This is a genomic window from Acinetobacter sp. 1125_18A (assembly GCF_052824985.1).
The window spans coordinates 1-9,654 of the sequence record NZ_VTDG01000030.1; the positions used below are offsets into that span (position 1 = coordinate 1).

The 9,654-nt window shown below is 35.8% G+C and carries 9 protein-coding genes, 1 tRNA gene and 1 pseudogene; 7 read left to right on the forward strand and 4 right to left on the reverse strand.

Going from position 1 to position 9,654, the window contains the following annotated elements; translation table 11 throughout:
* Window positions 1-35 precede the first annotated feature (35 nt).
* A complete protein-coding gene (locus FY049_RS22000; RefSeq protein WP_004718547.1) occupies window positions 36-263 on the reverse strand; it encodes a hypothetical protein in 228 nt (75 codons plus the stop codon).
* Window positions 264-545: 282 nt separating this feature from the next.
* Between FY049_RS22000 and FY049_RS22005 the strand changes: the two genes are divergently transcribed.
* From FY049_RS22005 to FY049_RS22015, 3 genes are all read left to right on the forward strand, one after another.
* Window positions 546-866: a hypothetical protein gene (locus FY049_RS22005; protein WP_154130708.1), complete on the forward strand. Its 321-nt coding sequence runs from the start codon at window positions 546-548 to the stop codon at window positions 864-866.
* A gap of 139 nt (window positions 867-1,005) precedes the next feature.
* Window positions 1,006-1,995, forward strand: coding sequence for a Fic family protein (locus tag FY049_RS22010; RefSeq protein ID WP_154130707.1), 990 nt, complete (start codon window positions 1,006-1,008; stop codon window positions 1,993-1,995).
* Window positions 1,996-2,240: 245 nt separating this feature from the next.
* The gene (locus FY049_RS22015; protein WP_004718541.1) at window positions 2,241-3,074 is read left to right on the forward strand and encodes a hypothetical protein; all 834 of its coding nucleotides are present in this window, start codon (window positions 2,241-2,243) and stop codon (window positions 3,072-3,074) included.
* A 136-nt stretch (window positions 3,075-3,210) separates the two neighbouring features.
* Here the strand turns inward: FY049_RS22015 and FY049_RS22020 are convergent, their stop codons facing one another.
* On the reverse strand, window positions 3,211-3,957 hold the full coding sequence (locus FY049_RS22020; protein WP_446084410.1) for an LEM-3-like GIY-YIG domain-containing protein: 747 nt from the start codon (window positions 3,955-3,957) through the stop codon (window positions 3,211-3,213).
* A gap of 98 nt (window positions 3,958-4,055) precedes the next feature.
* Here FY049_RS22020 and FY049_RS22025 point away from each other — a divergent pair, with 98 nt between their 5' ends.
* Window positions 4,056-4,271 (forward strand): hypothetical protein, encoded by a 216-nt coding sequence (locus tag FY049_RS22025; protein WP_004718536.1) that lies wholly within the window; start codon window positions 4,056-4,058, stop codon window positions 4,269-4,271.
* A gap of 43 nt (window positions 4,272-4,314) precedes the next feature.
* Here FY049_RS22025 and FY049_RS22030 read toward each other — a convergent pair whose 3' ends face one another.
* Both FY049_RS22030 and FY049_RS22035 read right to left on the reverse strand, forming a co-directional pair.
* On the reverse strand, window positions 4,315-5,142 hold the full coding sequence (locus FY049_RS22030) for a TIGR02391 family protein (RefSeq protein ID WP_105713872.1): 828 nt from the start codon (window positions 5,140-5,142) through the stop codon (window positions 4,315-4,317).
* A 244-nt stretch (window positions 5,143-5,386) separates the two neighbouring features.
* A tRNA-Ser gene (locus FY049_RS22035) sits at window positions 5,387-5,477 on the reverse strand.
* Window positions 5,478-5,598: 121 nt separating this feature from the next.
* Here FY049_RS22035 and FY049_RS22040 point away from each other — a divergent pair.
* From FY049_RS22040 to FY049_RS22050, 3 genes and pseudogenes are all read left to right on the forward strand, one after another.
* Window positions 5,599-7,479 (forward strand): potassium transporter Kup, encoded by a 1,881-nt coding sequence (locus FY049_RS22040; protein WP_004718533.1) that lies wholly within the window; start codon window positions 5,599-5,601, stop codon window positions 7,477-7,479.
* Between the two features lie 596 nt (window positions 7,480-8,075).
* Window positions 8,076-8,450 (forward strand): annotated as a pseudogene (locus tag FY049_RS22045) (DNA/RNA non-specific endonuclease); the annotation flags it as partial.
* Window positions 8,451-8,552: 102 nt separating this feature from the next.
* Complete coding sequence (locus FY049_RS22050; RefSeq protein ID WP_446084409.1) at window positions 8,553-9,518, forward strand: DNA/RNA non-specific endonuclease; 966 nt, start codon at window positions 8,553-8,555, stop codon at window positions 9,516-9,518.
* Window positions 9,519-9,654 lie beyond the last annotated feature (136 nt).

Below are 9,654 nucleotides of genomic sequence, written 5' to 3' on the forward strand. Positions count from 1 at the left end.
AATCAATAAATCTTTATCAGTTTTGAAATATAGACTTATTTTCTCCTTAAAATATGATCCAGATCTTGTGCGCATTCTTCTAGGGTGATTGCCATATCTATTTGCATTTGGGGTTTCAATTCGTTTGCGAGTTTTCTCCATTGCTCAATCAATTGGATAGCTTTCTGAATTTTATGCTTATTTACATCTTTGGCAATAGTTGGGGTGTATCCACCACGTTTAGCATTTTTGACTTGTCTTACATAATTGGCGCTGTTATTCATTGTCACTCCCGAATAGCAGTTTTATGCTTTTAACTTGTTTGAATCGCTAATAAGTACCGCATCATGATTATCTTAAGAGAACGTTACATCTATATGATTTTTATTTTGTATTTCACCTCCTTTGAATCGTGCTAGAAGTTCTTTTCACTTGATACTAATTCAAGAAAGTTTGAATTGAAATAGTCAATTGTCTTTTTAGTTGAGTGGATATGTATCTATTTGCTTCAAAAAATAGCTCAAATATCGTATAAATAAGCTAAGTAAAAACTAGAACAATTGAGAATGAAACGATTCAGTATTTTATTATTATTGGTTTCTGTCGCACATGCTGAAGCTCCTAAAGAATGTCAGTTACTTGAACAGACCTCCGAAATGTTAATGCAGTTACGTCAAAACGGTTTATCGTTGGATGATGTTGATTTTAATCCTGAAGCATTGTCTGCAAAAGAACAGGTATTGTTAAAAGGTATGATTGACGATGCAAAGGGTGTACCGATTTATCAGATACCTTTAACCCGACAAAAAGCGATTAATGATTTTAAAATTAAGTGGCAAGAGGTGTGTCAGTCTGCGGATGTTGTGATGCCAACTGAGACGAGATAAAGGATTGTTTTTTATTTCGCCTATAGTGTTATGGTTAAATTGAGGGTGGCATTTCTGAAAGCATTCAATAACCTATGAAAAACAAAACTTTTAGCGTTTAATCAACTGTGCTTTGTATTTACTTCTGTTTAGGAATGGTATGAAATATCAACCGCCTTATACCATCACATCAAAAATCATTCATCTGATTGCGCAGATCAGTGAGAATATAGGGCGTTTGAGTGCTTTAGAGGAAGTCCAACACAACTTAAAACTGAGAAAAGCCAATCGTATCCGAACAATTCAAGGTTCGCTTGCAATTGAAGGAAATACCCTCAGCACAGAACAAATTACTGCGATTTTGAATGGTAAAGCTGTAATTGCACCACCTAAAGAAGTTCAAGAAGTACGTAATGCCATAAAAGCTTATGACGCATTTCAAAAATGGCAACCCAGTCAAGAAGCAGATTTATTACAAGCACACCAAATTTTAATGACAGGCTTGATTGATGATGTTGGACAATACCGTCATACCAATGTAGGTGTCATGTCTGGTGATCATGTGGTGCATATGGCTCCGCCAGCGAATCAGGTTCCTCGTTTAATGTCTGATTTACTGGAATGGCTTAAAGATAGCCAAGAACACCCACTCATTCAGAGTTCGGTATTTCATTATGAGTTTGAGTTTATACATCCATTTGCTGATGGGAATGGACGTATGGGGAGACTTTGGCAAACATTGATACTTAGCCGATGGAATACTATTTTTGCAAATATTCCTGTTGAGAGTCTGATTTATCAAAATCAAAAGGCCTACTATGAGGCTTTACAAGCCAGCACAGACCGTACTGATTCTGCAGCATTTATAGAGTTTATTTTGCAGATGATTTTGGATGCGATATTGGACTCAAATAATACCGCTCAAGATAGCGCTCAAGTTGACGTACAAGTAAGCGACCAAGTTCAGCGTTTAATTTCAGTTATGCAGGAAAAAGAGTATAGCTTGTTTGAATTGATGCGGTTATTAGATTTATCCCATCGTGCAACATTCCAAAAGAATTATCTCAATCCTGCGTTAGACGCAAACCTTATTGAACGTACCATTCCAGATAAGCCGAAAAGCCCTAAACAACGATATAGATTGAAGTGAAATAAAAGTAATTTCTCCTATTACCCAATTCGGACGGGGGAATTTAAAAGATTTTATTTAAAAAAATGAAAGGTTAATCAGTAAAAAATAAAAATTAGTGTACTCAAATATAAGACCAATTTTTATCTGCGTGAAATGAATAATTCTCAGTATCATTTGCCATAATAATTATTTATTATTGCTTAACAATATCGAAAAATTCACATGTTTTTAATATATCAACCATTCTTTAGGCCTGTTTTCATATGAATAAGTCTTTCTTAAGCTTAATCGTCATTGCGATGATTGCAACTGGGTGTACAACAACCAAATCCATTCAATACCCTGCAAAAGGCAGCAACACGACAATTTCAGTATCATCTGAACAAATTTCAGCTATGACGGAATCTGGTGGTGGTGATCATTTTATTGAGGGAAGCCAAATTACTGTCGGGGATGCAAGCAATGCGCTTTCCAACCCTGCATCAAATGCATTTGGACTGATTGGTGTTGGTGTTGCTACAGCGATTGATAAACGAAATAATGGCGCAGCTATCTCTAACAGTAATTTAAAGCAAGCCATTAAATTTGATGAGATCGTGAATAAAAAAATTAGCTCGGCTTTACAGGAGAATCAAGCAGATACTTCTCTTAAACTAATGACTTCAAATCAGGCTTCTGACGTTAAAATTGTCCCATTTGCACGGCTTTCTTTTAAAGAAAAACCTGATGTCAAGGCAGTATTTGGATTGAAAGCTGAATTTAAAAATGCTGCTGACAATAATAAGTCTGCAAAGCGTTTATACAATTATATCAGCCAGAAAAAAGCACCATTAACTGAATGGGATGCAAATAATAATACGGTCTTTTTTACACAAGCAAATAAAGCTTTTGACGCATTAGCACAGGTTCTTGTATTAGATATACAGCATCAATTAAACCTTGAGGCGGCCAGTGAAGTAGATCAGAAAAAATGTAAATCAACGGGCGATTTCTCGGGTATCACTTTTATTTCAGCGCCTGAAAATTTATGTGTAGGTGTGTTAAAGACCAACAAAGGGGTAGTGTTACCAAATTTTGTGCTGGTGATAGAACAGTAATTCATATCTTTTGAAAGAAGGTATTAGTCCAAATCGTCCGCTAAGAAAATCACAAAAGTGCATATTCTAAAAGCGGACATTTTTACTTTCGAGTTACATGTTGGCTCGTATAACGACTGTGTTTGTTAAATGTACACTAGTAAGTATATTTAATAGGGGAGATATCTCCTTTTTTTCTTTCAAATTCTTTAGGAATTTTTTTGCCTATGTATAGAGATTTAATATTGTCAGAAGCTTCATCAGCTATAAAACCAAATCTGTTCAAATCAGTTTCTTGAACGAAATGCATTGGAAAATTATCAGTAGTAGCTTCCAACCAAGTAGCATTAATATAAGCACCACGAATAATTCCATGAGCAACAGCAAGGATAACGTCTGCTTTTCCAGCTCTATCTTTATTCACTCTCCATGCAAATCTAACAGCATCATAGATTGAGCTATTCTTAATTCCTTTATTGATTGAGATTAATAAAACTTTATGCTCAAAGACAGCTTCAATAGCTGCATATTTCTGGTTGATTTCATGAACATGCATGACTCCATTTTCACTGTTCCCTGAACAATTTTGAATATTAGACAATCCTAAATAGGCATCAATTAATGCCCCTTCAACTTCAAAAGCAGTTTTCTCATCCAAAGCATGGCGATGAATGACATGAAGAACTGCTAGCCCCGATGCCTTGATATCTCTGATACGTTGAATTTTATCTGATAAACTATCACCTTCTTTAGATATTTGTTCGTCATAAATATGACTAAAGATACGGTTTCCTTTACCTTTTCCAACATAAAATGTTTGCCCATCTCTAGGATCAATTAGGCGATAAACATAATATTGCAAGTGTTCCACTACACCTACTCGAAAGCACTCTCTACTCATCATATTCACTTATAAGTCATTAAGTCTTTATAATAATAAGTAAAAATAAGTCAGTACTCGATTGGCATTTATGTTTTATTCATTCTTTTAGGTATTGTGACGTGAAACTGAAACAATTGATGAATGCCTATGTGAATGAAAATAATATTGATGAATTTGGGCGCTTTGGGCAGCTGTTGAATTATGTTAATAAAGAAAAAGCTAAACAGTATTTTGAACAAGAAGAAGGAGTAAAAATCCCAACTTTAAAAGTCAATGTGAAAGTTGAGAAGCTTTTACGAACATTTATTTTAAGTAATGGTAAAGAACTATCTTGATTAGAATAAAGAAAAGGTCTTAAAGACCTTTTCTTTATTTGAGTTATAAATTTTTTGATTCTGTTTCTAGTAGATATAGTTCATTGATCAATAAAAATTCACGATATTGGTGAACTAAATTTTCTTCAGGCTTCTCTCTATGTGTCCGTGCATTCCTAAAGGCCTGATATGCACCAATAAATAAGTTTGCACGACCGATAATTTCAGATTTATCTGGTAAGTCCCAAGTAAGAGGGGCATTAGGTGATGCAAAAGTTTGAGAGAACAATTTACTGCTGTGTTCACTTAGTCCTGTTCTTGTTCTTACAATATCTTCTAAGCGTTTATATGCTTTTAACAGCGCTGAATCTGGATCGTTTTTAAAGAGCAAAGCTAAATCAAAAATTCTGTCATCAATGATTGAATAGGGAAGCTCGAGAGGATAATAACGTTTTAGGCTAGAAGTTGATGAAACTTTATTTCTAAAAGGATAGATATAGTCGTGCAATTGTATAGGACGAATAATTTTCTGCTTAAAAATTAAATCAATATCCTCATCACTTAGTAATGAGTTATTCAGCTTCTTCATCATTTTTGATGTAATTAGAGTTTCTTCGGTTTCAATTTCATGTTTATTTAATATGGTTAGAGCTGTCGCTAATCCTTTTGGACCTTCGCCAGGATAACCAGATGTAAAGCCTGAACGGATAATGTAATAACTTTCAGATTGATCTTTAAGGATCAAGGCATGCGATTGATCATTGGTAAGAAGTAATGCATAAGAGAGATCAGAATGAGTTTGTATGAGATTACAAAGGGCCAGCAAGCAGGTGTGTGTAATGCCGGCCTCACCTAAATACTCAACATGATAATAATTTTTAGTTTGAAACATCATTTATCATTTCTTTTTATCAGGGGTAGAGTGAATAATGGAGTATAAATAAAAATCTAGAATTTTAAACAGCTATGATATAGATTTTATTAGATTTTTATTTATAAAACGTGAATATATAAGCAATGTAGTACTTCTACAAAAACTGCATATATTAAAATACAATTTTTCAGACACAAAAAAGGCCTAAACCCTTAAGATCTAAGCCTTTCCCCACTGCATCGGCATGTGGTTTTTTCAATTCTGGCGGTGAAAGAGGGATTCGAACCCTCGATACGCTATAAACGTATACACACTTTCCAGGCGTGCTCCTTAAGCCACTCGGACACTTCACCAAGGCGTGGGATAATAACCAAAAAAAAGATTTCTGCCAAGCAACAATTGATTTAGAGCAAAAAAAATTTCACAGTGATATGATTGCGCAAAAATAGTGTCTAAATTTTTGAAGACGAATCTATGCAAAGTACTGCAAAAAAAGCCGCGTTACCTGCGATCACACTCGCAGCATTAGGGGTGGTATTTGGAGACATCGGAACCAGTCCCTTGTACGCCCTACGCCAATGTTTTCTGACTGCACACATTGCCATCACCGAAGCGACCGTGCTTGGGATCTTGTCACTGATTTTCTGGTGCATGATGCTCACCATTAGCTTTAAATATGTCACCATTATCATGCGAGCAGATAACAATGGTGAGGGTGGTATCATGTCCTTGCTGGCATTGAACTTACGCTCTAATCGTATCGCAGATAATCGCAAAATCTATTTAATTGCCTTGGGATTTATTGGTGCATCACTGTTTTTTGGTGATGGCATTATTACCCCAGCAATTTCAGTACTTTCAGCCATTGAAGGGCTGAGTATTGCCACACCCATGTTTAATAAATGGCTGATGCCTTTAGCAATCGGGATTCTTACCGCACTGTTTCTGGTACAAAGACATGGTACGGGAACCATGGGTAAGTTTTTTGGCCCAATCACCTTAACTTGGTTTGCCTCTATCGGTTTAATCGGTATTCATAGTATTAGCCAAACCCCCTATGTGTTAAGCATGCTCAGTCCACATTGGGCGCTGAACTTTATTTTTCACCAACCCTTTGTGGCCTTTTTAACCATGGGTGCGGTGATTTTGACGGTGACGGGGGGTGAAGCACTCTATGCAGATATGGGGCATTTTGGCCGACTGCCGATTCGTTTAGGCTGGTTTATCATTGTTTTGCCTTGTTTGTTATTAAATTATGCAGGGCAAGGTGCATTATTACTACGTAATCCAAGTGCGATTGAAAACCCATTCTATTTGCTTGTACCTGAGTGGGGCTTATACCCCATGATTGCCCTAGCCACAGCGGCAGCGGTGATTGCCTCACAAGCGGTGATTACAGGTGTGTTTTCAATGGCAAACCAAGCCATTCAGCTACGCTATTTGCCAAGATTAACCGTGCATCACACCTCTGATGTGGAACAAGGTCAGATTTATTTGCCCTTTATCAACTGGATACTCTACGTTTCGATTCTTTTATTGATTGTGATTTTCCAAAACAGTGCCAATCTTGCCAATGCTTATGGTGTAGCAGTTACCATGACCATGCTATGCGATACGATTTTGATTTCAATCTTGGCATATGGCTTTTGGCGTTGGCCAAAGTGGAAAGTGGCATTATTCGCCATCCCATTCTTAGTGATTGATAGTATTTTTATTGGGTCAACCTCATTAAAAATCATTTCAGGCGGATGGGTTCCGATCCTCATCGGTGCAATCGTATTTACCATTCTGATGACGTGGAAAACCGGGCGAGAAATTGTCTTTAACCGTTTGGAAAAAGATGCCTTGCCGTTGGATCTGTTTATTAAAAGTGTCAGTTTGAGTGATGAAACACAGTTTGTACCCGGTCAAGCGGTATTCTTAACCGGTAATCCAAATATTGTGCCTCATGCGATGTTGCACAATATCAAGCACAATAAAGTCCTGCATGAACGCAATATTATGGTGACGGTGATTACCCGTGATGTTCCTTATGTGCCAGACCAAGAAAGAATCCGTGTTGAAGTCTTAGATAAGCGCTTCCAACGGGTTTTTGTTTACTATGGCTTTAAGGATCAACCTGATATTCCAAATGCACTAGAGTTGGCTTATAAGCAGCTTGAAGTTGAATTTGACATGATGCATATCAGCTTCTTCATCTCACGTGATCGTTTGATTCATACCGTGGGTGATGGTATGGCGCCATGGCGTGAAAAGCTGTTTATTTCAATGCAACGCAATACCAGTCCGGTGAGTGATTTCTATCAAATCCCGCCAAACCGTGTAGTAGAAATGGGCAGCCAGATCGAAATCTAAATTCATATCAATCAAAGGCCAGAAGTCATTCTGGCTTTTTTTTGCCCATGGGTTTTATGGGTTGGTGTATTACATTGATTCACTTTGTTTTTTAGCAACGACTTCTTCTCTAACCTAGCAAGTAAGACCTTTATCATTTGTGTTATTGAGTCTGCAAAAGTAGATAGGCTGATATTGCACTGAGACAGTATCAAACCCTTTAGAATGCTCCGTTTGAATGCTTTTATCATTCAACTCTCCCTAGCGAATCTTGATACATCAGTATAAAACGATCCTATACGACAAACTGTGTCGCAAGGCTGTCGAACAACACTGCGCAACATGACATAATCATGATCACAAGTGCGATAAAGCATCTGTAAGATATTTGATTTTCTAGCATTTTTTGTGAAATAAACAATAAATTGTTACATGGAATGTTGTTTAGTTAAGCACAAATCGTAGAAGCTTTACTCGGTTGAAGGTCGACACAATATCTTTCAGTTTATTGACTTGTTAAGCTATTTAAATTCAAAAACTTAATCTGTAAGGGTTTTGAGTGGATTGTTTATTTAACCTTGTTTAGGAAGCCTTTGTTGAAAAATTCAGTAGTTAAAATGGTGTTGGGTGTTGTTGCTACTGGAAGTTTTGCGATTGCGTTTGGCCAAGAGAAAATTTTTCAGTTACTGCCGTTTACCCAAAGTAGTACCAATAACTCTACGTGTTTAAATCAGTTCTATCGAGAGCAACCACCTGTTCTAATCAAAGAAAGTTTAAAGAAAAACAGTTACCCCTTATGTTTTAATGGGTTTAATGTGATGTATTCGGGTGTTTCCAAAACATCGCTATGGACAGCAGAATATTTATCTCCACAGCGCTTAAGTCAAAAGATTAAACGTGAAGATAATTTCCACGAAGAGCCACGTGTAAACGCTACACATCGTGCATTATTATCGGATTATCGTGGTTCAGGCTATGATCGTGGTCATTTAGAATACCCCCCTAAAAATATACTCATTGTTTAATACCATAGGTTTTGATCGAGTATGTATACTCAATCAATATACTCATTTTTTTATATTAAGTAGATAATTGTGAAATTTAGTTTTTATTTAATTTTATTTAGTGTTTGTTTAAATACTTCATTAGTTTTTGCTAAAGGAAATTTAAATGATATAAATTATTCAGAAATTGTTAAAAAAAGACCAATAGAATTATACAATAATAATCAAAAACAGAATTCTTTTGATAGCTGTACAGATTTATTTCCTAAAGAAAATCCAAAAAAAACAACAGAATTAACTTATTTTAAGAAGTTTAAATGGGGTATTAGGGAGTTATGTTCAGATAATTTTGCAGTATTGTATGCAGACCGGACAAAAACCCCTCTACTTGTTATAGAAAAATTAAGTGCTAAGCAATTAAAAAATAAAAGTGAAGGCCTACAGAGAACAGATTTCTTTTTTTCTGATCCTAGAACACCTACAAATGGTCGGGCAAAAGCTTCTGATTATAAAAATGTTCATCCTAGTGTTGATAGAGGGCATCTAGCGTCTGCAGGTAATGCGATTACGCCACGTGGTATGGCCCAAACGTTTGCACTATCTAATATTTTTCCTCAAGATTCTGATAATAACAGAGGTCCATGGCGAAAAATAGAAGCCGATGTTAGAAAATATATATCGCGTTCAGATGGTGATATTTATATCCTTTCGGGCCTCATATTTGATAAACAAGAAAACTCAGTGAAGGTTGGAAAAAATAAAGTTTGGAAGCCCTCTAGAATTTTCAAATTAGTATATAACCCAAACGAGGAAAAAGTTTGGGTGTATCTAATGAAGAATGAATCTACAAGTATTGTACCCACTCCAATATCATATGAAAAATTTGTCGATGAAACAGGAGTAAAATTCGGATTTATCGATAATAATAAATCCTCCAATGAGATATCGGATAAAATATCTAATGAAAAAGATATATTGATCGAAAACATAAAATCAAAGTTATTAGAGTTTTTGAAAAATTTTATTCAAACTTTAATAATGAAAATTTTCAAATGAGTGTTATTTATTTTAATTTTTTTATCTATTAATGGCTTTGTTGCACAAACCTGTTCTTAAAGGCTTCTTTAGCAATATAATTTTCGAATGAAGAAGCCTACTCCGAAAATCTATCGTACTATCAATTGGTCCTCGT

Coding starts and splice junctions, on each gene's coding strand:
- FY049_RS22000 (WP_004718547.1), bottom strand. CDS start 263: ATGAATAACAGCGCCAATTATGTAAGACAAGTCAAAAATGCTAAACGT.
- FY049_RS22005 (WP_154130708.1), top strand. CDS start 546: ATGAAACGATTCAGTATTTTATTATTATTGGTTTCTGTCGCACATGCT.
- FY049_RS22010 (WP_154130707.1), top strand. CDS start 1,006: ATGAAATATCAACCGCCTTATACCATCACATCAAAAATCATTCATCTG.
- FY049_RS22015 (WP_004718541.1), top strand. CDS start 2,241: ATGAATAAGTCTTTCTTAAGCTTAATCGTCATTGCGATGATTGCAACT.
- FY049_RS22020 (WP_446084410.1), bottom strand. CDS start 3,957: ATGATGAGTAGAGAGTGCTTTCGAGTAGGTGTAGTGGAACACTTGCAA.
- FY049_RS22030 (WP_105713872.1), bottom strand. CDS start 5,142: ATGTTTCAAACTAAAAATTATTATCATGTTGAGTATTTAGGTGAGGCC.
- FY049_RS22040 (WP_004718533.1), top strand. CDS start 5,599: ATGCAAAGTACTGCAAAAAAAGCCGCGTTACCTGCGATCACACTCGCA.